Here is a 21965-nt window from a genome sequence, read left to right as displayed (position 1 = left end):
GGGGTCCCCGCGAAGTATCGGAGCGAAGCGGAGAACTTCGTGGGGTGGCAGGGGAGCGGAGAACTTGTGGGGTGACTCATGTGACCGCTCCGATCGAGGTGAGGATGGCCGTGTCCAGGCCGCTGGGGATCCACAGACCGAGCAGCAGCAGGACAGTCATCCCCGCCAGCAGGGGCAGCGCGGCCAGCACCTTGGTGGCGCCCTGGTACGGGGCGGTCGCCGGCGTGGGTTCGCCCAGGGCCATCCCGGTGGTGGTCCGCGCGAACGCGATGAACGCGATGACCAGGAGTACGAGCAGGGCGGCGGGCAGGGCCCAGCTGCCGGTGGCGAATCCGGCGCGGACGATGGTCAGCTCGGACAGGAACAGGCCGAAGGGCGGCGAGCCGAGGATCGCCAGCGAGCCGAGCAGCAGGACCGCCCCGGTGACCGGTTGGCTGGTCAGCAGCCCTCGCACCTGGGCGGCCTCGCGGGTGTGCTGGCTCAGCACCACGTCCCCGCTGGTCAGGAACAGCACGGTCTTGCCGACGGCGTGGGTCAGGGTGTGCAGCAGCGCGCCGTAGAGGCCTAGGGTGCCGCCGAAGCCGAGCGCGATCGCGATGATTCCCATGTGTTCGACCGAGGAGTAGGCGAACAGGCGCTTGACGTTGCCGCGGCGGACCATGAACAGCACGCCGATGACCACCGAAAGGAACCCGAAGACGAGCATCACGTTCTGTGGGTATGTCGGGCCCAGCCCCACGCGCGCCAGCGCCAGGAAGCGGATGATGGCATACATCCCGGTGTTGAGCAGGGCCGCGGACAGCATCGCGCTGGCCGGGCTGGGGGCCTCGGAGTGGGCATCGGGCAGCCAGGTGTGCATCGGCGCCAGGCCCACCTTGGTGCCGTATCCGACGACAGCGAGCAGGAACCCGAGCCGCAGGCTGGAGTGGGACAGCTGGGCGGCGTGCGCGTACAGGTAGGGCCAGGTCAGTCCGAGGTTGGAGGTCAGGTTCAGCCCGGTCGCGGAGTAGAAGATGAACAGCGTGCCGACCAGCGCGACCGTGACGCCCAACGAGCTGATGATGACGTACTTCCATGCTGCCTCCAGGGAAGCCGACTTGGCCTCCAGCCCCACCAGCGCCGCGCTGGACAGGGTGCTGGCCTCGATGAGCACGAACAACATGCCCAGGTTCCCGGTGCTCAAGGACGCCAACATCAAGGTGGCGAACAGGCCGAAGAAGACGAAGAAGAGCCGGATCTGGAAGGGGGTCAGCGCGCGTCGCTGTTCCTCGACCTGCAGGTAGGCGGCCGCGGCCAGCGAGGAAAGCAGCACGACCAGGGCGACGGTGAACAGGAAGAAGGCGCTGAGCTCATCGACGTAGACGAAGCCGCCGACGGTGGTGAACGAGCCGGAGCGGGTGACCCGGACCAGGTCGGCGACGGCCAGGACGAACGCGCCGACCGCGCCGGCGACGGCGGCGTACCCGCAGTCGCGGGCGCGTGCTCCGGTCAGGGCGGCCACCGTTCCGCTCAGCGGCAGGCACACCAGCACCAGCACCAGGGCTGTCATCCGCTCAGCTCCTTGAGCTCACCGGCGCTGGCGTGCGCCAGCTGGTGGGTCAGCCCGGACACGAACACGACCATGATCAGGACGGCTGCGACCAGGTCCAGGAAGATGCCGGCCTCGACGATGAAGGGGAAAGTGGCGGCCAGGGTGATCGCGGCCAGGAAGACCCCGTTCTCCACGATCAACCAGCCGATGAGCTGGGCGACGGTGTGACGGCGCACCACCATCTCCAAGGCGCCCAGCAAGATGATGGCCGTAGACAGCGGCACGACAGCGGCGGCCACCAGGCCGTGGGGCAGCAGCTGCGGGCGGGTTACCAGGTAGGAGAAGGCGGTCAGCCCGCCGGCAATGATCAGCGTGGTGGACAACCCAATCGACACTGCTGCGTCCCGGCGCAGCTCCAACCGTTCGATCAACAGCCTCCTGGTCGCCAGCGGGATGCCGATTCCCTTGATGGCCAAGGTGAGCACGCACAGCAGCCACAACTCGACCCGGTCGAAGTGGAAGGCCACCACCCCGGTGGCGACGGACAGCACCACCGACTGCAGACCGTAGTAGGTGACGTAGCGGTTGAACAGCTTGGAGCCGAGGCACGCGAACGCGCACAACAGCATGATGACCGCGCACAGGTCGAGCAGCACTCCGGCGCCTGAGGTCGCGGTCAGGGACTCCATCTCAGGCCCCGATCACGTAGGAGGTGATGACGCCGACCAGTGCGAGCAGGAAGGAGGCGCCGAGGAATTCGGCGATCCGGAAGAACCGCAGCTTGGCGAACGAGCTGTCGATCACCACGATGAACAGCCCGCAGATCGCGAGCTTGCCCAGCAGCACCGGGATGGCCAGCAGCCCACCGGCGATGCTGGTCGCGTCGCCCAGACCCCAGGGGATGACGAAGATGTTCATCAGCAGCGCCGACAACAAGAAGAGCTTCATCCAGCTGGCCCACTTGACCAGGGCGTACTCGCGCCCGGAGTACTCCAGCAGCCTGGTCTCCTCGATCATCGAGATCTCGATCGACCCGGTCGGGTTGTCGATCGGGATGCGGGCGCCTTCCACCAGCACGAGCAGGAAGAAGGCGACCAACCCGAGCAGGTGGGTGGGCAAGACGATGACGTACGGCGAGCTGGCGACGGCGTGGTTCATCAGGTAGGGGTTGTCGGAGGCCGACACGGATCCGACGGTGAAGAAGACCAGGATCAGCGCCGGCTCGGCCAGGCTCCCGATCCAGCTTGCCCGGCTGGAGCCCATGCCTCCCAGGGGGCTGGCGGTGTCCAGACCGGCGAGCGCCATCGCGAAGCTGGCCAGGCTGAGCACGAAGGCGCCGCCGATCAGGTCGCCCATGAAGGCGAGCGGCAGCGGTTCGCTGGTGATGATGGGGATGATGGCCACCACGGCCAGGTAGCAGCCGAACGCGACGTAGGGCGCGGCGCGGAAGATGAACGAGGCCTGGTCGCTGATGACGGTGGACTTGCGCAACCACTTGGCCAGGTCGCGGTAGGGCTGCAGGATGCTGGGTCCTCGTTTGGAGGCGACGATCGCCTCGGCACGGGTCATCACGCCGGCATACAGCGGCGCGAAGCCCATCACGACCAGGCCCTGCAGCACCTGAAGGGTGACACCGACGCCCATGGCCAGCTCCTACCGGTTGTCGCGAGAACAACGGGGTAGAAGCCATCAGCGGCACTCGAACTACGGTGCTGCGGGCGCGAGCTTCATCGCGTACTGCCCTCAGAATGCCCGACACCGACCCGGTCCGTCAATGGCTCACGTCACGAGGAGCGCGCGTCCGCAGCATCCCGGACGCGAGGGTCGAGGCGGCCATCCAGGCGGCGGCGTAACCGAACGCGACCGACGGTGACACGAACGACCACAGGACTCCGGCGACCAGGGTCGCGCCGAGGTCCCCGAAGGACTGGACCAGGCCGAGGACGCCGAAGCCGTTGCCGCGCAGGCGGTCCGGCAGCAGTTGGGCTACCACCGTGGACTGCGCGGTCTCGGCGAAGCCGATGCCGATCCCGGCGAGCAGGAAGCCTGCCAGCAGCACGCCCCAGTGGTGTTGCGGCCACGCGAAGACGAGGTAGCCCAGGACGTAGACGCCGGCTCCGGCGCCGAACACGACGCGTGGCCCGGCCCGGTCGGCCAGGTGGCCCCCGGCGATGGCGGCGAGGGTCGCGGCGGCGTTGTGTGCGGCATACAGCAGGATCGCCAGTGTGGTGGCGGCGGTCAGGCTGCGTCCGGCGGTGCCGCTGGCGTGCAGCAGGTCGGTGGCGCGCAGGATCAGCAGTGTGGTGGCCAGGTTGCCGAGCTCGAACAGGGCCGCCGGTGTCAGGGCCCGCACGATGCCCGCTTGCCGAAGTTCGCGCAGGTTGAAGGTCAGCGTGCGACGTCCCTGTGCGGTGCCGGCGGTGCGGCGTGCTTCACGAGCGGCGAGGGTGATGCTGGCAGCGGCGAGCACGCCGGGCGCGATGGCGAGCAGGATGACGTGGCGAATTCCCAGCAGCGAGACCAGCAGCGCGGCCAGCAGCGGTCCGATGATGGCGCCCGCGTTGTCCCCGGCGCGCTCGACGCCGAAGGCGCGGCCGTAGGCGGCTGGCGGGACCAGGCTGGTCAGCAGGGTGTCGCGGGCGGGGGAGCGGATGCCCCGGGAGACCCAGGCGGCGGCACGCAGGATCGCGACCTGCCAGATCGCGGTGGTCAGGCCGATGGCGGCGGTGGCCACGGCGGTGCCCAGGTAGCCGCTGGAGGCCAGTCGTGCGCGCCGTCGTGGCTCGTTTGACAGCGGTCCGCCGGCCAGTTTGCTCAGTCCGATCAGCGCGTCGGAGACACCTTCGATGGCGCCGAGGGCGGCGGGGCCTGCGTGCAGGGTGGAGGTGACGAAGGTGGGCAGGACGCTGGTGACCATCTCGTGGCCCGAGTCGCTGAACAGGGAGGCGGCGCCGACGCCGGCGACCCCTGGTGACAGCCAGTGTTGGCGGTCAGGTGCGCCAGGCTGGCCGGCGGTTTCGTCGCGGTGGCTCGGGACCGGTCCCGGCTCGTGAGCCTCGGGCGGTTGCGGATCGGCGGGAGGGTTCATGTCCAGATCGCCTGGCTGATCTCCAGGCCCAGGGATGCGGCGCCCAGTCCGGCGATGATGCTGGCGGCGACGTTGGCGACGGCGAAGAAGTAGGCGTCCTGCTCGATCAGGCGGATGGTCTCGTAGGAGAAGGTCGAGTAGGTCGTCAGCGCCCCGCACAGGCCGGTGCCGACCAGCCACTGCACGGTAGCCGGGACGGCGCCCGCGAGCACCGCGCCGGTCAGGGCTCCCAGCAGCAGGGAACCGATCACGTTGACGGTGAAGGTGCCCCACGGGAAGACGGTGTCGTGTCTGGACTGGACGCTGCGGTCGGTGACGTAGCGCAGCGGTGCTCCGATCGCGGCGCCGACCATGACCAGGAGCAGGGTCACTGCTGTGGCCTCGCGTCGTCGTGGGGCTGGGGAGAGGGGGTGTCGCCGACGTAGCGCACGACCTCGCAGTCGTCCATGATGATCAGTCCGGAGGTGACCAGTTCGTCCAGCTCGTGCAGGAACTCGTGGATGCGTTCGTGGGTGTCCACGATGATGATGACCACCGGCAGGTCTTCGCTCAGGCTGAGGATGCGGGTGGTGTGGATGCGGCTGGCCGCCCCGTAGCCTTCGATCCCATGCAGCACGGTGGCGCCGGCCAGACCGGCCTTGTGCGCCCGGTGGACGATCTCGGTGAACAGGGGTTTGTGGTGCCAGTGGTCGGACTCGCCGATCATGATGGTCAGGCGAAGCGCGGTGCCGGCGAGCGTCATGTCAGGCTCCTGATGATGAGGCGTCGGGTGAGGGTGGCCGTGGTCCACACGGCGAGCAGCGCCGCGACCACGGTGAGGGCGAGGTAGAGCAGGGCGGTGGCCGCGTGGCCGGCTCTGGTCAGCTGTTGGATGTCGACCGTGTAGGTCGAGAACGTGGTGAACCCGCCGAGCACGCCGGTGCCCAGAAAGGGCCGCAACAGCCGGTGTCGGGTCCACACGTCGGTGACCAGGACCATCAAGGCGCCGATCAGCCCGCAGCCGACCACATTGATCATGAACGTGGCGTTGGGAAACGCCCCGGAAGCGGTGGGCCAAGCCAGCCCGGCCAGGTAACGGGCGGCCGCACCGAGCGCTCCGCCCAGGGCGATCACAGCGAGCAGCTGCGCGTCATCGAGGCGATGCCGAGGCCGGGGCGCCGACTGCAGGTCGACGTCGGAGTCGGTCGGTTCGCGCGCCGCGATGTGGGGTCGCTGGGGCAACGAGGTCCTCCCTACCTGGTGAGCGAACTCGCCCAGCGCGTGGCAGGGCGAGGCATTTCAGGTAGGGACTGTTGGCCACCAGCACGCTGGTGACGGTTCGGGTCCGGCGAGCCCCACCGCCGGTGATACGCGCCGCAGTCTACACAGCCGACCCGTGTCCGGACCGCATTGCGGATCGGCGACACTGGAGCCATCGGACGCGGAACTTCGGTTCCGATCCTTCGGGCGCGCGTTCTGTCAGGGAGATGGTCCTGGCTGAACCCCGCCGCCCTGAACCACGTCGCCGCGCAAGTCTGCGGTCTGCCGCCCGTTGGGGGGTGCGGAGAAGATGCGCTGGTAGACGTCCTGGCCGAAGCTGGTGGGCAGTGGCTCGCCTGCCACGAGGCGGTAGGTGCGCTGACCGTCTTCCCGGCGTTCGGCGCGCAGGAAAAGTGCGTGGTCGTTGCCTTGCTGGTGGAGTCCGTGGGCCAGGTCGTACAGGTGGGTGACGTAGAGGACGCGGACGCCGGACTCCAGCAGCGCCCTGAGGATCTGTCGGGCGATCTGGGATCCTTCGCGTTCGTTGGTGGCGGCGAACGACTCGTTGCACAGGACCAGGCACCCGGGGGACAGCTGGTCGACGATGGTGCTCATCCGGTTGAGCTCTTCGTCGAGCTTGCCGCTGGACATGCTCTTGTCCTCCTCGCGCTTGTAGTGCGTGAAGAGTCCACTGGTCACCGGTGCCGTGAAGGTTTCGGCTGCGACGAACATGCCGCTTTGCATCATCAGCTGGGCCAGCCCGAGACTGCGCAGGAAGGTTGACTTGCCGCCCTGATTGGCTCCGGTGATCATGACCAGGTGCTTGCCGCTTGCGTCGACGTCGTTGCCGACGACGGGCCCGTCGATGCTCAGCGCCAGGCACACGTCATACAGGCCCCGGCAGGAGAACCCCACTTGGCCTTCGCCTTGGACTTGGGGGAAGCAGGTCGGCCGCTGCGCCTGGTCGAGGGCATCGTGCAGGTTGAGGCAGCCGAGGTAGAAGCCGAGTTCGCAGCGGAGCAGGTCGAAGAAGCTGAGGATGTGGTCGGTGGACTGGGACAGCGCGTTGGCCACGTCGTTCAGGCCCCGGTCCTTCAGCTCGGTCAAGGCGGAGAATCCGGCCTGGTCGCGTTCGGGGATGGTGATCGTGAAGGTGGAGTGGTGCAGCCCGAACAGCTTCTCGAACCAGTGTCGGTCGTCGTCGGCCGGCATCCGCAGGGTGTAGTGGCTGCCTTTGTTGCCGCGGCCCAGGTCGGCGCTGACCAGGATGCCGCCCTGGAACCGCAACCGCTTCAGGTGGGCCTCGACGGTTGCGAAGTAGGCGTCGTCCAGCTGCTCCTGCAGGGTCGCGAAGAGAGTGGTGAATCCTCGAGATCGGAAACCGGGGCCCTCGTGGTCGGCGATGTCGCGCAGCCGGTGCAGCACGTCGACGAACAGCTGGAGCACCTCGACCGACCGGCTCACAGCGTAGCTGGGGTGGTGCAGGATGCTCCGGTAGATCTTGCGCTCGCCCTCCAGGGCCTCGACCGCGAGAGCGTAGATGCCGCGCGCGACGTGTGCGTGGCCCAGGCAGTCCTGCACGATGTCCTGCCGGTAGCGGATCTCGTCGGGGTCGGTGGGGCCGGTGAACAGTCCGGTCCTCGCCACGTCGAACAGGAACGTGTCGCCGGCCGCCATCGTGCCCAGCAGCCGGTCGAGCTCCAGGTCGTCGATCAGGTCGTCGACGTTGGCGGGCAACGGGGCGTCGATCTCGAAGTCCGCGCGGGAGTGCATCAACCGTACCTTCATGACGTCAGTCGCCTCCGGATCTCGTCGTGGGTGAGTCCGTGCTTCGCCGCGATGGCCGCGGCGTAGGCGAGCCCGTCCGCGGGTTTGCGCACCACCTTGTAGGTGCGGGTCGCGGGGTTGTCGGGGTCGACAGTGCTGACCATGCTGACCGTCGCCGAGCCCAGTCTGGCGAGCTCGTCCACGAAGGTGACGCAGACGCCGAGGGTGCCCAGCGCAAGGACCTGATCCATCACCTTGCGGCCGAGGAAGGTGGCGTCGTCCAGGGTGGTCGAAGTGAAGATCTCGTTGAGGATGATTATGCTGTCTGCGGTGGCCCACTGCAGGATCGATTTGATCCGGATCAGGTCGTCCTGCAGTTTGCCGCTGAGAGTCTCCAGGTCCTCGCGCTTCTCGAAGTGGGTGAACATCGAGTCATAGAGGAACAGGTGCGCGGCCTTGCCGGGCACCGGGCACCCGAGTCTGGCCAGGTAGTGGAGCTGTCCGAAGGTCCGGGCGAAGGTGGTCTTGCCCCCCTGGTTGGGGCCGGAGACGACGAAGACCCGCTCGTTCCCCTCGAGGTGGAATTCGTTGACCACGACAGTGGTTCGACCGGCGAGGTGGTGAGCCAGGGCCAGGTCGAAGGTCGCCACGGCGTGCACCGCCCTGGAGGTCGTCGACACGGTCGGGTAGCAGAATGACAGACCCGCGGCGCGCAGCGGCTCCAGGTAGTGCAGGTAGGCGGCGTAGAACTGGATCTCGCGGTCGAACCGCAGGAGGGTCGGCTCGGCGAAATCACGGTGCTGCTGGCTGAACTCATCCAGCGCTGCGAACGTGTCAGGGTGGAGTTTGGCCACCAGGTCGAGGATCCACTCCTCGACGTGGTTCATCTCCGCGTAGTTCTTGAAGCTCTCTCGGTAGTCCTTGGCCGCGTTGCGCTTGAACCGCTCGAAGGTCGCCAGGACCTGTGTGCTGTAGTCGGGCTCGTCGCGGGCGGGACTGACCCGGATGTGGTTGGCCTGGATGTGCAGGCAGTAGGAGACCTCGGACAGGGCCTTGCGGACCCGTGCGGTGTCTTGCCGCAGCCGCGCGAACTCGGCCGAGCCGGCATACCCGGCAAGGTGATCCGCGAAGGCGATCAGGCCTGCGGACTGCGGGTCCAACTCGGCGATCCCGGCCGCCGCGTCCTGCACCGTCTGGCAGTACCGGTCGACGGACTCCAGGAACCACCACGCCTTCTGGTGTCGGTGCCGCAGTTTGGCTGCCAGCGCGAGGGCCTTGCCCATCGAGGACCACTGCTCAGCCCAGTGCCGCACCCAGCCGAACAGGTCGGGGTGCTCCAGGTCGCGGAAGACCTCGTGGCGGTAGGTGATCTCCTCCACCGTCCCCAGGGGGTGGTGGAACAGCGGTGCCAGGTCGTAGTCGTCGCGGCCGGCGATCACGGCCTCGACGACGTGGTCGAGGTTGAGGTCGTCGAAGAAGTCGGGTTCGGGTGGGCGGGGGGAGTCGGGGTCCTCGCCACCAGGGAACAGGATGCTTGAAAAGCCCAACGGGCGGCCAGCGACGGCGGCAGCGGTCAGATGTTGGGTCACGGCGTCTCACCTCCAGCATGCTGGAGGAGCCATCAGCCGGTAGGCGGTTGCAGGGAGCTCCATCCCTGCCTTTGACGGTAGCACCCCTGCTGCTTGACCGGTGGCCTTGGGGCGCGGTTGACTTGATGCGGTTGACTGGTGTCATCGGGTGGTGGAGCCCACCCGGGATGTTGCGTCCCGAACCGCATCGGCCTATGGCTCCTACGGATGACCGTAGGAAGGGTGTGCCCATGTCGATCGACACCGCCGCACACGACCGGCTCGACGCTTCTCAGGTGCTGACGCGCGCGCGGCTGCTGGCCACCGGCCCGGAGCGGGAGCGTCTCGACCGTCTCGCCGGTCGGCTGGCCGACCAGCGGCTGCGGGTGCTGGTGGCCGGTGAGGCCAAGCGCGGCAAGAGCACGCTGGTCAACGCCCTGCTGCAGCGCCAGCTGCTGCCCACCGGCGTGACCCCGCTGACCTCGGTGGCCACCACGGTGACCGCGGCCGGGCCCCGCGAGAACGAGCACGCCACTGTGGTCTTCCACGACGGCCACCGGCAGGACATCGCTCTGGGGGACCTGCCCCGGTTCGTGACCGAGGCGGGCAATCCGGGCAACGTCGCCGAGGTCGCCGACGTCGTGGTCAGGATCCACGAGGTGCTGCTCACCGAGTATGCCGTCGACCTGGTCGACACGCCAGGCACCGGGTCGGTGTACACGCACAACACCACCGACGCCGATGCCGCCCTGGCCACCCTGGACGCGGCCATCCTGGTCCTGACCGCGGACCCGCCGATCTCGGCCGCCGAACGACAGCTGCTGCAACGGATCTCGACCACGTCGGTGCACACGTTCGTGCTATTGAACAAGAGCGACCGGCTGGACGGGGACGAACTGACCGAGGCGGTCGCCTTCACCGAGCAGGTCTGCTCGCAGACCGTCGGTGCTCCCATGGACGTGCTGGCCTGTTCGGCCCGCGCCGGCCGCGCCGATCCTGGGTTCGCCCGCTTCCACGAGTCGCTGCAGGGTTACCTGGTCACCCACGGCGTCACCGATCTGCGGCGGGCGCTGGCCGGTCACCTGCGCCGGACGCTGGTGGCGATGCTGGATGACGCCAGGATCCGGCAGCGCTCTTTCCAGTTGGCCCGAACCGGCAGCCGGGACAGGGCCCGTCAGCTGCGGGCCAGACTGGCGGGCATCGCCTCGCACCGGGAGGTCATCCGCGACGGCTGCAGCGGCTCCATCCTCAGGCTGCGCCGAGAGCTGGACACCGCGGCTCAGGAGGTCGGTCCGGCACTGGCCAGCTCCTGCCGGCAGCAGTTGGCCGCAGGCTGGGCCCGGCTGGACACCGTCCCGGTGGACCAGCTGGAAGCTGCGGCCAGGTGGGTCATGGCGAGCATCATCACCACGGCGGTGGAGGATTGGCGAGCCCGGGCGACCCAGCGCCTGGAGGAGGGGCTGCAAGACCTGATCGAGCAGACCCGGCAGGCGGTCTCGGCGCAGCTGGAACTGGCCCGTGCGGCGGTGCGCCAGACCTTGGACCTCAACCTCACCTTGGAGTCGGCGTCGTCGACGCTCGCGGTCGATCCCGGGTTCCGGTATGACTACACGCGGCCCGTCGGCTGGCAGGCGCCGCTCCACTCGTCCTGGTCGCACCTGCGGTCGGCGGCGTACCGACGCCAGAAGATTCGTGCCGACCTGCTCGCCGAAGTGCCGGCCATGGCCGACCGTCAGCTCGGCCGGGCCCGCTCCGACCTGCAGCGTCGCCTGGTCGAGGCCGGCCAGGAGCTCGGGATCGCCCTCGACGCGGAGCTGCACGACACCATCGATCGGCTCCTGGCCGTCATGGACGAGGTGCTCCAGGACAGCCCGTCGTCAACCGAGACTGATGACCTCGCGGCTGAGCTCGCCGTCCGGGTCCGCGGCATCGAGCAGCTGCTCGACCAGGCCACCTGACCCGGGTGTGAGTGAGCGGTCACCAGTCGGTGGGGATGCCGAACGGCAGGCTGGCCGACGCGTCGATCGCCAGCAGCCGGTTGTACTTGGCCAACCGCTCACCCCGTGCCGGCGCGCCGGACTTGATCTGGCCGCACCCAGACGCCACCGCCAGGTCGGCGATGAAGTCGTCGGTGGTCTCCCCGGAGCGGTGCGAGATCATCGCGCCCCAACCGGCGTCCCGGCAGCGCCGCAACGCCTCCAAGGTCTGGGTGACCGTGCCGACCTGGTTGACCTTGATCAGCGCCGCGGTGGCCCAGTGGTCGCGTACCCCCATGCTGATCCTGGCCGGGTTGGTCACCAGCAGGTCGTCACCCACCACCTGCACCCGGCCACCCAGTCGCTGCGTCATCAACGACCATCCGGACAGGTCGGTCTCGGCGTGGCCGTCCTCGATGCTCCAGATCGGGAAGCGTTCCACCATCTGGGCATAACGGTCCACCAGCGCCGCGGCGTCCAGGTCCGCCCCGGCCACCCGGTAGATGCCCTGCTTGGAATCGTGGAAGCCGTTGGCAGCCGGGTCGATCGCGATCATCACCCCGTGGGGCCCGGTGTGATAGCCAGCCACCTCGATGGCCTCGACCAGCAGGGCCAGGACCTGCTCCGGCTTGCTGACCGCGGGCGCGAACCCGCCCTCGTCCCCTAGCCCGGTGCTCTGGCCCGCGCCACGCAGCAGCCCCCGCAGCGACCCGTAGATCTCCGAGCCGGCCCGCAGCGCCTCGGTGTAGGACGGCGCGCCGACCGGTGCGACCATGAATTCCTGGAAGTCGAGGTCGTTGCTGGCGTGGGCGCCACCGTTGACCACGTTGAAGTGGGGGACCGGCATCCTGGCCCGGCCGTCCTGGTACTCCTCGGACAGGAACCGCCACAAGGGTGTTCCGGCGTGTGCCGCCGCGGCCCGGGCCGCCGCCATCGACACCCCGACCACCGCGTTCGCGCCGAGCCGGGACAGGTTGGCGGTCCCGTCCAGCTCCCACAGCGCCTGATCGATCGACGCGAGGTCGGACAGCCTCCCCACGGGTCGTCCTCGCAGCTCGGGGGCGATGACGTCGCCGACGTTCCGCGCCGCCTGCAGCACGCCGGCACCGGCGTAACGTTCGGGGTCCCCGTCCCGGAGCTCAACCGGCTCCTGGGCTCCGGTGGAGGCGCCGGACGGCACGCCAGCGGCGGCGCGGGTGCCATCGTCCAGCACGAGGGTGACCTCCAGCGTGGGCCGCGAACGGGAGTCGAGGATCTCGCGTGCCTCCAGCGAGGCGATGGTCGAGCTCATGGGGCCCTTCCAGTAGACGGTTCGGTGGAGGCGTGGGCTGCGGGCGTGCCTTCGGGGTCGGTGCAGATCCACCGCAGGGTGGGGATGACGCGCCGCAGCGTGTCTTCGGCGCGTGCGTAGCGGTGGCTGCCGACCCAGAGCCGGTCGGTCGGCGGCACCTCGCAGTTGGCGGCTCGGTGGGCCGGTGGCGTGGTCGGGCAGGCGTATGCCGGCACGCCCGCCTCGCGCAGGGCGTTCAGCACCGGGGAGGTCATCCGGGAGTCGACCTCCAGGATGGGCGCCCAGGCGTCGCAGTCCAGCCCGTTGCCGAACCCGTCGGCCGGTAGCCACCACAGGCGATCTCGTGCAGACAGATCGGCCACCGGCCGCTCCTGGGACGAGGACACGATGCCACCTCCGCTTCTCGAGGTAGGACCCATCGGCCAGCGGCATGCGGTCGGCGAACCGACCCGGCGGGATCCACCGCCGGGCTGCGCCCAAGATCGTGTCCGGGCCCAGCGTCGTACCTCACCATGGTAGGCCGCCGGACCGGTCAGGCACCGCTGACCAGCCGGCTGACCGCGCGGCACAGCAGGGCCGTCAGCACGCCGCCGCCCACGTCGGTGGGCCAGTGCATGCCCAGCCGGACCCGGCTCATCCCGACGGCAGCGACCAGGCCGGCCGCCGCGGCACCACCGACGGGGCGCCCGGCGCACGGCAGCTCGTCGACGACCACACCGGCGGCGAGACTGGCCCAGGTGGTGTGTCGCGAGGGGAAGCTCGGGCCGGTCGGTTCGGCCTGCCACCAGTCCCGAGGTGGCCGTGGCCGGGCGACGGCACGGCACAGGGCGGCGCGGACGAGCACGCCGCCGAGCACCGTCAGGCCGGGGCGCAGCACCGGGCGGCGCCGCGCAGCGGCCAGCAGGCTGGCGGCTGCCACCCCGACGAACAACGACGGTGCGTCACCAGCGGCCGTGACCGTGTGCCAACCGGCCGGTGCCCGACCAGGCGCCCGAAGACGGCTGCGCTCCCAACCGTCGATCCGTCCCCCGGCGGCGACGTCGGCGGTGAGCGCCGCCAGCGCGAGCCCCAGCCCCATTGCCAGCGAGCGGTCACGACGCCTCGAACCTGCCATGTCGTCTCCCTCGTCGTGGGCCCGCACCTCGAACGTGAACGGGGCACACGGTGTTTCGCGTACCAGTGATCTCGGCTGGCCAACTCCGGCCATTGTGCTCCGCGCTGCAGAGGGCCTGCTGCTGTGTCGGTCCGGTTGGGCAGGACTACGGCGGAGCGCATACTGGAGGCAGATCCACGGTGATGGGGCTCACCGAAGCGCCGCGACAGGCTGACGGTCCCTGACTGAGCAAGTCAGGGAGGTGCCGTGTCCGTGGCCAGGTCTCGCGGGGTCCGGATCGGCACGGTGTGCCTGCTGATCCTCGCGTCCGCCTGGGGAACTCAAGCGCGAGCCGGTCTTCGCTGGGACCACCTCCACCTCAGCGCAGTCGCCCAACTCGGCGCCCTCGCGGTGGTGTGCCTGGCCGCCGCTTCCTTGGTGGTGCGCCTCCTCAGCGGTGGGTTCCTTCGCCGACGCAGCAAGGAGGGCGACCAACGCGAGCACGTCATCCAGATCCCGATGTCGCCGGGGGAGCGGCTCCAGCTGGTCGCGGCCGCCGTGCTGGTGACCGCGGCGACGGTGGTCGTCGTCGGGTTGCTGGCGACCCGTTTCGGCGGCAGCTCGGCATCCGGTCTGACCAGCCCGACGGTCCGGGCCACCCCATCGGGGCAGCCGTCCACGACCGCTGCACACCCGTCGGCGACCCTCGGTGGCCAAGGAGTCTGGATCCTGCTTGGTGTCATCGGGTTCGTCCTCGTGGTGGCCGCGACCACGGCACTGCTGCGCCGGCGAAGCCGCGTGGCAGACAAGCCGATCCGCTCAGCGGCACCGCAGGTGGCATCGAGCAGTACCTCGATCCGGCATCAGGCCGATGACGACGCGCGTGCCGCGGTCATCACGGCCTACCGCGCCTTCGAGCAAGAGGCCGCCCGACGAGGCATCTCGGTCGAACCGCCCGAGACCGCCCAGGAGATCAGTGCCGGCGCCGTCGGAGCCAAACTCGCCACTCTCGCGGACGTGCAGGAGCTCACCCGACTGTTCCACCGCGCCCGCTACAGCCGCGCACCCGTCCCGGCCCAGGATCAGGCCGACGCGCTGCGTCTGCTCGAGACGTTGCGCCAACAAATGCGGAGCACCCAATGAGACCGATCCTGACCGTGACCGCTCTTGCCGTCGCCCTGGACGTCCTGGGCTACGTCGCACTGGGCGCGTGGGGAGTCCTGACCGCGAGCGTGTGCGGCGCGCTGGTGGTGGTGGCCGCCGCCCGGGGCTCGCTGCCGCCGCACCACCGTGCCCGTCACCGCGCTCGTGGTGCCGGTGAAGGACCACTGGCCTTCGCGTCATACCGACGCATCTCGTCGATGATCGGCTGGACCACCGAGAACCATCACTACTACGAGTCGGTCACCCGCCCCTTCCTGGCCGCCACAGCCGGGGCGCTGTTGGCCGAGCGGCACCGCGTGGACCTCCAAACCGACCCTGCGTCTGCCCGCGACCTGCTCGGCACGCACGTGTGGAACCTCATCGACCCGGACGGTGCGCGGCCCGACCCCGCACCGCTGGCCAGGGACGAGTTGGCACGCGTCATCGACAGGCTGGAACAACTGTGAACCAACCCGTGACCGCCACAGCCGACCGGTGCCAGAGCATCCTGGACCAGCTCGACCAGGCACTGGTCGGCAAGCGAGCGGCCCGCCGGCTGGTCCTGCTGGGCATCCTGAGCAGCGGGCACGTCCTGATCGAGGACCTCCCGGGCGTCGGCAAAACTCTCCTAGCCCGCGGCATGGCCGCAGCCCTGGGCCTGCGCTTCACCCGCGTGCAGTTCACCCCCGACCTGCTGCCCTCGGACCTGACCGGCGCCTCCATCTACCACCAGGGCACCGGCGAGTTCGTCTTCCGCCAGGGGCCGGTCTTCACCAACCTGCTGCTCGCCGACGAGGTCAACCGCACCCCACCCAAGACGCAGGCGGCGATGCTCGAGGCGATGGCCGAGGGACAGGTCAGCGCGGACGGCCAGACGATGCCACTACCCGACCCCTTCATCGTGCTGGCCACCGACAACCCCATCGAGTACGAAGGCACCTACCCCCTACCCGAGGCCCAGCTGGACCGATTCATGCTGCGCGTCCACCTCGGTTACCTCACGCCCGAGGGGCGAGGCGGACATGGTGCGACGCAGGATCGCCCGCGGCGACCCCGGCCTGCCCACCGTCAACCAGGTGTGCGATGTCACCGAGCTGCTGCTGATGCGCAAGAACCTCGAGCAGGTCGAGGTCTCCGACGAGGTCATCGGGTATGCCGCAGCCATCGTCGCCGCGACCAGAGTCCACCCCAAGGTCACGGTCGGCGCGAGCCCACGCGGCACCCTCGCCCTCGTCCAACTCGCCCGGGCCGCAGCGCTACTCGATGGGCGCGGCTTCGCCATCCCCGAGGACGTCAAGGCACTCGCACCGGCCGTGCTCGCCCACCGCATCGGGCTGCGACCCGAAGTGTGGGTGCGGCGCGTCGACCCCGAGGCCATCATCGCCGAGGTACTCGACCAAGTCCCCGTGCCGCGCACGGAGCGGCGCCCGTGACCACCCTCGAGCTGCACTGGGGCCCGTCCGCGCACGCGCGCCGGCTGCTGACCGTGGCAGCAGTCGCGGTCGCCGTGCTGCTGGTCACCGGAAGGACGGGAATCCTGGCACTGGCCGCCGCGCCACTGCTGCTGCTGCTGGCCCCGCTCGGCTCCACCAACAGGCCGCGGGCGGTGCGCCTCCTCGCCGGCGTGAGTCCCGACCACTGCGTCGAGGGCGAGACGATCACCCTCGACGTCGAGGTCGAGGCCCGCGAGCGGCTCGGGATGCTGCGACTCGAGCTTACGTCGAGCCGCCAGCTGCGCCGTCTCGACCGCGAAACGCCCACCGCCGTGCTGTCCAACCGCATCAGCGGCACCTGGGCGGTGCGGGTGGACCGGTGGGGACGGCGCACCGTCGGCGAGCTGACCGTCGTGGCACGGGACGGCCTGGGCCTGTGGGAAGGCCGGGGAGCCTGCCCGGTCGGCGAGGTCATCAGCTACCCCCAGCCCGCCGCCTTCAGCCACGTAGCAGTGCCCCATCACCTGCCCGCTCGGCTGGGCCAGCACCTGTCCGGGCGACCCGGGCACGGCTCCGAGTTCGCCCGCATCCGGCCCTACGTCCCCGGAGACCTGCCCCGCGACGTCCACTGGCCCTCAACCCTGCGCCACGGCAGCCTGCACGTGGTCCAGCACCTCGCCGAGGAGAGCGCCGACGTCATCGTGGCGATTGACGCGTTCACCGACGTCGGTGGCACGCTGTCCCGCTCGGTGCGCGGCGCCACCGGCGTCGCGGCGCCCTACCTGCGTTCGGGAGACCGGGCCGGCCTGATCGTGCTGGGCGGCGGCCTGCACTGGCTTCCCCCGGAGTCGGGCCAGCGGACCCTCTACCGGATCGCCGATGAGATCCTGACCGTCCAGCGCGACATCAGCGTGGTCACGCCCGACGTCGGTCGGTTGCCACGGCGGTCTCTGCCACCCGCAGCGCTGATCGTCGTGTTCACGCCCCTGCTCGACGAGCGAATCTTCACGCTCCTTCACGACCTGCACGACCGAGGCACGCAGGTCCTTGTCGTCGACGTGCTGACCACCAAGCCCCCACGTGCCGCGGACGAGGACGACCTGGCCCTGCGGATGTGGCGGCTCGACCGACAAGCGACCGCCTACCGCCTGCGGGACAGCGGGATTCCCGTGTTCGCGTGGGACGGGCGACGATCGCTCGACGAGGTGCTGCTCGCACCGCATCCGGCCCTGCCGGGAGGTGCCCGATGGCCGGCCTGACCACCCCAGCGCGACTCCTTCCGGCGGCGCCCGGCCTGGCATGCCTCGCACTGCTCTCGACCGGCCTACCGACCCGCCTGTGGCCGCTCCTGGTCACTGCACTCGTCGCGCTCGGGATGTCCATCGCCACCGAGCGCTGGCCGGCCGCGACCGCGTTCGGCCTCGTGACGGTGGCTCTCGCTGGGCTGCAAGACAACCCAGCCACCGTCGTCCTCGCCGGTGCCGGACTGCTGCTCGGCCTGTACCTCATCTCTCTGAGTGCCCGCGCCGCGCCCGACGGGCCGAGCCTGCGTGCTTGGCTGACCCACCAGCTGCCCCAGGCGGCACTGCTGGCACTCGTAGTGGCCATGGTCCCGCTCGGCGAGCTGCTTCCGGCACGCGTGCCGACGGTCGCCGTCGCTGTCGGCGGCCTCAGCATCACGATCCTCTTCTGGTGGATCCGGAGCCGGGTACAACCTTCCTCGCCGCACATGTCCGATAGCGCTGGCGCGTCGGTCGATCACCAGACACCGTGAGCCCAGGCCCACCATGCGAGCCGACGTAGCACCCTGCAGGTGAGTGGATCTGTGGGCGTTGGCGGTCATCCTGAAACGCCAACCGTCGCGGGACAGGGCGGGCCGCCGTCGGAACGGGGAAACGGTCTCGCCGTCGCGAGGGCGGTGCTTTACTGCTCGGAAGAGGCCGTACGTCCGCTGAGGAGGCCGAGATGGCGCGCACCCGAGGACGGCTCCTCTTGGCCGGACTCGTCGCGGCGATGTCCATCTCGCTCACGGTCGCCGCCTCGGCGTCTGGTGGGGCCACCCCCCTGCGCGGAGCGGCAGCATCCGGGCCCTGCGGCACGCTCACCGGAACTCCTCGCTACCAGCACGTCGTGGTGATCATGGACGAGAACGTCGGCTACTCCACGCTCATCAAGTCGAGCCAGGCGAGGTACCTGCACACCCTCGCGGAGCAGTGCGGCTCCGAGCTCTCTATGCACGCGGCCACCCATCCCTCACAGACCGACTACATGGCGGCAACCAGCGGGTACGCCACCGGAGTCGGCGTGCATACTACCAACGACAACGTGTTCCATCAGGTCCAGGTGCACGGCGACACGTGGCGCGCCTACGAGGAATCGGCGCCCAGGCCATGCTCGCCCAACTCCGGTGTCTACCAGAGCGGGCACAACCCGCCGTTCTGGTATACCGACCTCAAGACGCCCACGAACACCTGCAAGAGGTATGACGTGGCACTCAAGCCGGCTCTCGATGACACCATCGCGAACGACACGTTGCCGACGTTGGCCTGGATCACGCCCAACGCCTGTAACGACATGCATTGGCTCGCGAGCTGTCCACACGCCAAGAGCCAGCGGATCGCGGACGGCGACGACTGGCTCGCCCAGCTCGTCCCCCAGCTCACCGCGATGTCGAGCTACCAAGCCGGCCAGACGCTGATCTTCGTCACCTGGGACGAAGGGGACGGCAAAGAGATCAATGGCTCCGCCTGCACTGCGCCGGCCGTCTACCGCGCTCAACCGTCGTGTCATATCCCGACGTACGTCGTGTCGCCGTACGTGTCGCCCGGCGCCAAGGACGGCGCGGACCACAACCTCTACGGACTTCTCGGCGATCTTGAGGACATCCTGGGCTATCCCCGACTGGGCCACGCCGTTGACCAGGTCAGCCTCAGGCCCGGCCTCGGATTCTGAGGCTGCGACCTGCCAAGGCGATCGCTCGTGCTGACGACGGGAGGTTCTCGATGAAGGACGATTTGTCGAGCGCTGCTCAGCAGGTCGATCGTCGAGCCGACGAGAGCAATCCATCGGGTCGGTGCGCCTGAGTCACGGCCCCGTGGGGATGTCTGGTCACACAGTTGGCCGGGCCGCCCTGGGCTCGCCGACGCTTTGCTGCGGTGGATGTGCTGGGTTCGCCCGGTGGGTTTCGGAGGAGACGGCAGACGGAGACGGTCGTAGGAGTGGGACACGAGAGCTCGGGCGGCGGCATGTGAATCTTGACCGGGCTGTCCCTGCAACGGGGCCTCGGGCAGTGAGGAACTTAGGACTTGCCTGCCAATTCCGACAGGCGCCGGGCGATCTCGGCGTCCCTGCCCTCGGCGGCATGCTGGTATCTCATCGCGGCGGCGGGTGTCGAGTGACCGAGCCTGGCCATGAGCTCGGCGAGCGTGGCACCGGTGTGAGCAGCCAGGACCGCGCCTGTGTGCCGCAGGTCGTGGAACCGCAGATCTGGTCTCCCCGCCGCCTCGCGCGCGGGGTAGAACACGCGGTAAAACGTCGACGGCGCCAGTGTGCTCTTGCCGTCCGCGGCGGGGAAGAGCAGGCCGTCCCTGCCGCCGGTGATCGGCTGAGACAGATGTTCCTTGACCAGCGGCAGCAGGTGTGGCGGGATTGCCACGTCGCGACTGCCAGCGTCACTCTTGGGGTCTCCGATCAGGACCTGGCCCCCAGCGCGTACAGCAGCGCGTCGGATGTGGATTACGCCGTTGGCCAGATCCACATCACGTCGGCGCAGTTCGATGAGCTCTCCGAACCGCAGCGCGCACCAACCTGCCAGCAACGGCATGAGGCGATACCTCTGCGGCATCGCACTCACTAGCGTCTCGAGCTGGGGGAGGGTGGCGGGTTCAATCCTTCGCGCACGCTTGGTGCTGCCGGCGCCCCGGATGTGGCACGGGTTCGTCTCGATCCGCCGATCGTGCACCGCGGCCCCGAGGATGGTGCGTAGTAGCGCGTATGCGTGAGCCCGCAGCGTCGGGCGAGAGCGGTCGAGCTTGTCGTACCAGTCGCCGATCACCTCGGGTGTGATTGCCTTTAGCCGCAGGCCGGCGAAGGTCGGGAGGATCTGCTTGTCGAGTAGCGAGCGGTAGTGGGCCTGGGTACGGGGTTTGAGGTCTCGGGCCTGTAGCCACCGCTCGGAGTAGGCACCGAACAGTGCCCGGGGGTCGCGAGCCGCTTCTGCGCGAACAGCGGGTGAGGTCCAGGTGTCAGCGGCCATGAGATCGTGTTCACGGGTGAGCCACGCCTCGGCGTCGATCTTGGCTGGAAATGTGTGCGGTGCCGTGTACCGCTGGGTGTCAGGACCGATGTAACTCGCCTGCCACCGCTTGGAGGGGAGCTTGCGGAGGTAGCCGAACCCACGTCGACCCGTCCTGCCTGCCATGTGGCGCCTCTCTTCGTGCTATCTGCGTGCGATCCCATCGTACATATATGTCTTGTCATGTCTATCCTTGGCACGCGATACTGTGCCGAATTCGCGCAGGTGAGAGGGCATTTGGGCAGGTAGTTCCAGTATCGGTCGATTCGATGGAAACTGGTTCGATCCCAGTATCGCCCACCAGTTCGAATAGGGCCCCTGACCCGCGCAAACGCACGGTCCGGGGCCTTCCCTTTCGCCGCCACGGGACGCCGTCGGGCGCCCCTGAGTAACAAACTGAGTAACTAGTGTCACGCGTCTGAAGTTGGTTTACGGGTTGCGTGGGGCAGGATCTTCGTCGGCGGTCTTGGTCCAGGTGAATGGGTGGCAGCGGTCGTTCCAGCCGTCGATGAAGGTGCTGATCGCGCCGACGAGCTGTTTGACGCTGTCGAAGGATCCACGCCTGATGGCCTGGCGGGTGATGATCCCGAAGAAGACTTCGACCAGGTTCAGCCAGGAGCCGCTGGTCGGGGTGAAGTGCAGCGTGATTTGCGGGTTCTTGGCGAGCCAGCGGTTGATGTCGTCGTGCTTGTGGGTGTGGTAGTTGTCCAGCACCACGTGCAGTTCCCGGCGCGGGTAGGTCTTGGCGACCTTCTTGAGGAAGTCGAGGAACTCGGCCTTGCCGTGCCTGTGGTAGCACTGGTCGGTCACCTTGCCGGTGGCGACCTCGAGGGCGGCGAACAGGGTGGTGGTGCCGTTGCGTTTGTAGTCGTGGGTCGCTTTCTCCGGCAGCCCGGGGCGCAGCGGCAGGATCGGCGCGGTGCGGTTGAGGGCTTGGATCTGGGACTTCTCATCGACGCACAGCACCACGGCCTTCTCCGGCGGGTTGAGGTAGAGCCCGACCACGTCGCGGACCTTGCCCTCCAGCTCGGGGTCGGTGGAGAACTTGAAGGTCTCGCGCCGCCAGGGTTTGACCGCGTACTTGCGCCAGGCCCGGGCGACGGTCGCATCGCCGATGCCCAGCTGTTTGCCCAGCAGACGGGAGGACCAATGCGTCACGCCCAGCTGCTTCGGCGGCGGTTCCAGCGTGGCCGCGATGATCGCGGCATCATCGACGGTCTTGGGTCGCCCCGAGCGTTCCTCGTCCTCCAGGCCGGCCAGGCCATGGGCGACGAACCGGTCGCGCCACTTGATCACCGTGGGCCGCGAGACCCCGACCTGCCGAGCCACCGCCGAGGTGCCGGCGCCGTCGGCGACGGCCAGCACGATCCGGGCCCGCTCGGCACTACCGGCCGCAAGCGTGCGGGACCTGGTCCACGACGTCAAAGTCGCGCGGTCTTCATCGCTCAGTTCCAGTGCAGATGACAGGAGAGTCCCTTGGGGTGGTGGGGTTTGAGGTCCAACGGCGGGGCTTCGTGAAGTAGGCGGCCATCGGCGGGATCT

At 69.0% G+C, this 21965-nt stretch carries 20 protein-coding genes, 2 pseudogenes and 1 riboswitch; of the genes and pseudogenes, 8 read left to right on the top strand and 14 right to left on the bottom strand.

The genetic code is table 11. The features are described from left to right. Window positions 1-76: 76 nt before the first annotated feature. The 9 genes from FCN22_RS09200 to FCN22_RS09160 form a co-directional block, all read right to left on the bottom strand. Complete coding sequence (locus FCN22_RS09200) at window positions 77-1549, bottom strand: proton-conducting transporter transmembrane domain-containing protein (protein ID WP_137121254.1); 1473 nt, start codon at window positions 1547-1549, stop codon at window positions 77-79. After that, window positions 1546-2220 carry a hypothetical protein gene (locus FCN22_RS09195; RefSeq protein ID WP_137121253.1) on the bottom strand — a complete coding sequence of 225 codons (675 nt, stop codon included), beginning with the start codon at window positions 2218-2220 and terminating at the stop codon, window positions 1546-1548. The genes FCN22_RS09200 and FCN22_RS09195 overlap by 4 nt, the downstream gene beginning before the upstream one ends. A 1-nt stretch (window position 2221) precedes the next feature. Then, window positions 2222-3175 carry a respiratory chain complex I subunit 1 family protein gene (locus FCN22_RS09190; protein WP_137121252.1) on the bottom strand — a complete coding sequence of 318 codons (954 nt, stop codon included), beginning with the start codon at window positions 3173-3175 and terminating at the stop codon, window positions 2222-2224. A 127-nt stretch (window positions 3176-3302) separates the two neighbouring features. Further along, on the bottom strand, window positions 3303-4619 hold the full coding sequence (locus FCN22_RS09185) for an MFS transporter (protein ID WP_137121251.1): 1317 nt from the start codon (window positions 4617-4619) through the stop codon (window positions 3303-3305). Then, window positions 4616-4990 carry a fluoride efflux transporter CrcB gene (gene crcB / locus FCN22_RS09180; protein WP_137121250.1) on the bottom strand — a complete coding sequence of 125 codons (375 nt, stop codon included), beginning with the start codon at window positions 4988-4990 and terminating at the stop codon, window positions 4616-4618. The genes FCN22_RS09185 and crcB (FCN22_RS09180) overlap by 4 nt, the downstream gene beginning before the upstream one ends. Beyond that, window positions 4987-5361: a DUF190 domain-containing protein gene (locus FCN22_RS09175; RefSeq protein ID WP_137121249.1), complete on the bottom strand. Its 375-nt coding sequence runs from the start codon at window positions 5359-5361 to the stop codon at window positions 4987-4989. Before FCN22_RS09175 ends, crcB (FCN22_RS09180) begins: the two co-directional genes overlap by 4 nt. Further along, window positions 5358-5840, bottom strand: coding sequence for a fluoride efflux transporter CrcB (crcB, locus tag FCN22_RS09170; protein ID WP_202911491.1), 483 nt, complete (start codon window positions 5838-5840; stop codon window positions 5358-5360). Before crcB (FCN22_RS09170) ends, FCN22_RS09175 begins: the two co-directional genes overlap by 4 nt. A gap of 237 nt (window positions 5841-6077) precedes the next feature. Further along, window positions 6078-7646: a MutS-related protein gene (locus tag FCN22_RS09165; RefSeq protein ID WP_137121248.1), complete on the bottom strand. Its 1569-nt coding sequence runs from the start codon at window positions 7644-7646 to the stop codon at window positions 6078-6080. Then, complete coding sequence (locus tag FCN22_RS09160; protein ID WP_202911490.1) at window positions 7643-9214, bottom strand: MutS-related protein; 1572 nt, start codon at window positions 9212-9214, stop codon at window positions 7643-7645. Before FCN22_RS09160 ends, FCN22_RS09165 begins: the two co-directional genes overlap by 4 nt. A gap of 16 nt (window positions 9215-9230) precedes the next feature. Beyond that, a riboswitch (Fluoride riboswitch) is annotated at window positions 9231-9290 on the bottom strand. 154 nt (window positions 9291-9444) lie between these two features. Between FCN22_RS09160 and FCN22_RS09155 the strand changes: the two genes are divergently transcribed. Continuing rightward, window positions 9445-11151, top strand: coding sequence for a dynamin family protein (locus tag FCN22_RS09155; RefSeq protein WP_162308172.1), 1707 nt, complete (start codon window positions 9445-9447; stop codon window positions 11149-11151). A gap of 19 nt (window positions 11152-11170) precedes the next feature. On the opposite strand, the gene eno is transcribed toward FCN22_RS09155, so the two are convergent. From eno to FCN22_RS09140, 3 genes are all read right to left on the bottom strand, one after another. Further along, a complete protein-coding gene (gene eno / locus FCN22_RS09150) occupies window positions 11171-12460 on the bottom strand; it encodes a phosphopyruvate hydratase (RefSeq protein ID WP_137121246.1) in 1290 nt (429 codons plus the stop codon). After that, a complete protein-coding gene (locus FCN22_RS09145; protein ID WP_137121245.1) occupies window positions 12457-12846 on the bottom strand; it encodes a hypothetical protein in 390 nt (129 codons plus the stop codon). The genes eno and FCN22_RS09145 overlap by 4 nt, the downstream gene beginning before the upstream one ends. 146 nt (window positions 12847-12992) lie before the next feature. Beyond that, window positions 12993-13574, bottom strand: a complete 582-nt coding sequence (locus FCN22_RS09140) for a phosphatase PAP2 family protein (protein ID WP_162308171.1) — start codon at window positions 13572-13574, stop codon at window positions 12993-12995. A 246-nt stretch (window positions 13575-13820) separates the two neighbouring features. On the opposite strand from FCN22_RS09140, the gene FCN22_RS09135 reads away from it, so the two are divergent. The 7 genes and pseudogenes from FCN22_RS09135 to FCN22_RS09110 all read left to right on the top strand — a co-directional run bounded on the left by FCN22_RS09135 (window position 13821) and on the right by FCN22_RS09110 (window position 19081). Continuing rightward, window positions 13821-14696, top strand: a complete 876-nt coding sequence (locus FCN22_RS09135; RefSeq protein ID WP_137121243.1) for a DUF4129 domain-containing protein — start codon at window positions 13821-13823, stop codon at window positions 14694-14696. Then, window positions 14693-15163, top strand: coding sequence for a hypothetical protein (locus FCN22_RS09130; protein ID WP_137121242.1), 471 nt, complete (start codon window positions 14693-14695; stop codon window positions 15161-15163). Before FCN22_RS09135 ends, FCN22_RS09130 begins: the two co-directional genes overlap by 4 nt. A gap of 173 nt (window positions 15164-15336) precedes the next feature. Then, window positions 15337-15615 (top strand): annotated as a pseudogene (locus FCN22_RS22685) (AAA family ATPase); the annotation flags it as partial. Between the two features lie 103 nt (window positions 15616-15718). Then, a complete protein-coding gene (locus tag FCN22_RS22680) occupies window positions 15719-16129 on the top strand; it encodes an AAA family ATPase (protein WP_338016643.1) in 411 nt (136 codons plus the stop codon). Further along, the gene (locus tag FCN22_RS09120; protein ID WP_137121241.1) at window positions 16126-17388 is read left to right on the top strand and encodes a DUF58 domain-containing protein; all 1263 of its coding nucleotides are present in this window, start codon (window positions 16126-16128) and stop codon (window positions 17386-17388) included. The genes FCN22_RS22680 and FCN22_RS09120 overlap by 4 nt, the downstream gene beginning before the upstream one ends. Further along, the gene (locus tag FCN22_RS09115; protein ID WP_137121240.1) at window positions 17376-17903 is read left to right on the top strand and encodes a hypothetical protein; all 528 of its coding nucleotides are present in this window, start codon (window positions 17376-17378) and stop codon (window positions 17901-17903) included. Before FCN22_RS09120 ends, FCN22_RS09115 begins: the two co-directional genes overlap by 13 nt. A 191-nt stretch (window positions 17904-18094) precedes the next feature. Further along, window positions 18095-19081 (top strand): alkaline phosphatase family protein, encoded by a 987-nt coding sequence (locus tag FCN22_RS09110; RefSeq protein WP_137121239.1) that lies wholly within the window; start codon window positions 18095-18097, stop codon window positions 19079-19081. A 346-nt stretch (window positions 19082-19427) separates the two neighbouring features. On the opposite strand, the gene FCN22_RS09105 is transcribed toward FCN22_RS09110, so the two are convergent. Both FCN22_RS09105 and FCN22_RS09100 read right to left on the bottom strand, forming a co-directional pair. Then, entirely contained in the window at window positions 19428-20549 is a 1122-nt protein-coding gene (locus FCN22_RS09105) for a tyrosine-type recombinase/integrase (RefSeq protein WP_137121238.1), read from the bottom strand. 284 nt (window positions 20550-20833) lie between these two features. Next, window positions 20834-21890, bottom strand: a pseudogene (locus FCN22_RS09100) (IS630 family transposase). Between the last annotated feature and the right edge of the window lie 75 nt (window positions 21891-21965).

Origin of the sequence: Segeticoccus rhizosphaerae (assembly GCF_005222685.1) — a bacterium.
GTDB classification, from domain to species: domain Bacteria; phylum Actinomycetota; class Actinomycetes; order Actinomycetales; family Dermatophilaceae; genus Segeticoccus; species Segeticoccus rhizosphaerae.
The sequence above is the reverse complement of the archived record's forward strand: the minus strand, read 5'-3'. Positions and strand labels throughout refer to the sequence as shown.

Bases quoted from the DNA above. Each gene is read 5' to 3' on its own strand.
- FCN22_RS09140 (WP_162308171.1), bottom strand. From the start codon at position 13,574: ATGGCAGGTTCGAGGCGTCGTGACCGCTCGCTGGCAATGGGGCTGGGG.
- FCN22_RS22680 (WP_338016643.1), top strand. From the start codon at position 15,719: ATGGTGCGACGCAGGATCGCCCGCGGCGACCCCGGCCTGCCCACCGTC.
- FCN22_RS09175 (WP_137121249.1), bottom strand. From the start codon at position 5,361: ATGACGCTCGCCGGCACCGCGCTTCGCCTGACCATCATGATCGGCGAG.
- FCN22_RS09190 (WP_137121252.1), bottom strand. From the start codon at position 3,175: ATGGGCGTCGGTGTCACCCTTCAGGTGCTGCAGGGCCTGGTCGTGATG.
- FCN22_RS09110 (WP_137121239.1), top strand. From the start codon at position 18,095: ATGGCGCGCACCCGAGGACGGCTCCTCTTGGCCGGACTCGTCGCGGCG.
- FCN22_RS09130 (WP_137121242.1), top strand. From the start codon at position 14,693: ATGAGACCGATCCTGACCGTGACCGCTCTTGCCGTCGCCCTGGACGTC.
- FCN22_RS09155 (WP_162308172.1), top strand. From the start codon at position 9,445: ATGTCGATCGACACCGCCGCACACGACCGGCTCGACGCTTCTCAGGTG.
- eno (WP_137121246.1), bottom strand. From the start codon at position 12,460: ATGAGCTCGACCATCGCCTCGCTGGAGGCACGCGAGATCCTCGACTCC.
- FCN22_RS09200 (WP_137121254.1), bottom strand. From the start codon at position 1,549: ATGACAGCCCTGGTGCTGGTGCTGGTGTGCCTGCCGCTGAGCGGAACG.
- FCN22_RS09185 (WP_137121251.1), bottom strand. From the start codon at position 4,619: ATGAACCCTCCCGCCGATCCGCAACCGCCCGAGGCTCACGAGCCGGGA.
- FCN22_RS09115 (WP_137121240.1), top strand. From the start codon at position 17,376: ATGGCCGGCCTGACCACCCCAGCGCGACTCCTTCCGGCGGCGCCCGGC.
- FCN22_RS09165 (WP_137121248.1), bottom strand. From the start codon at position 7,646: ATGAAGGTACGGTTGATGCACTCCCGCGCGGACTTCGAGATCGACGCC.
- FCN22_RS09195 (WP_137121253.1), bottom strand. From the start codon at position 2,220: ATGGAGTCCCTGACCGCGACCTCAGGCGCCGGAGTGCTGCTCGACCTG.
- FCN22_RS09105 (WP_137121238.1), bottom strand. From the start codon at position 20,549: ATGGCAGGCAGGACGGGTCGACGTGGGTTCGGCTACCTCCGCAAGCTC.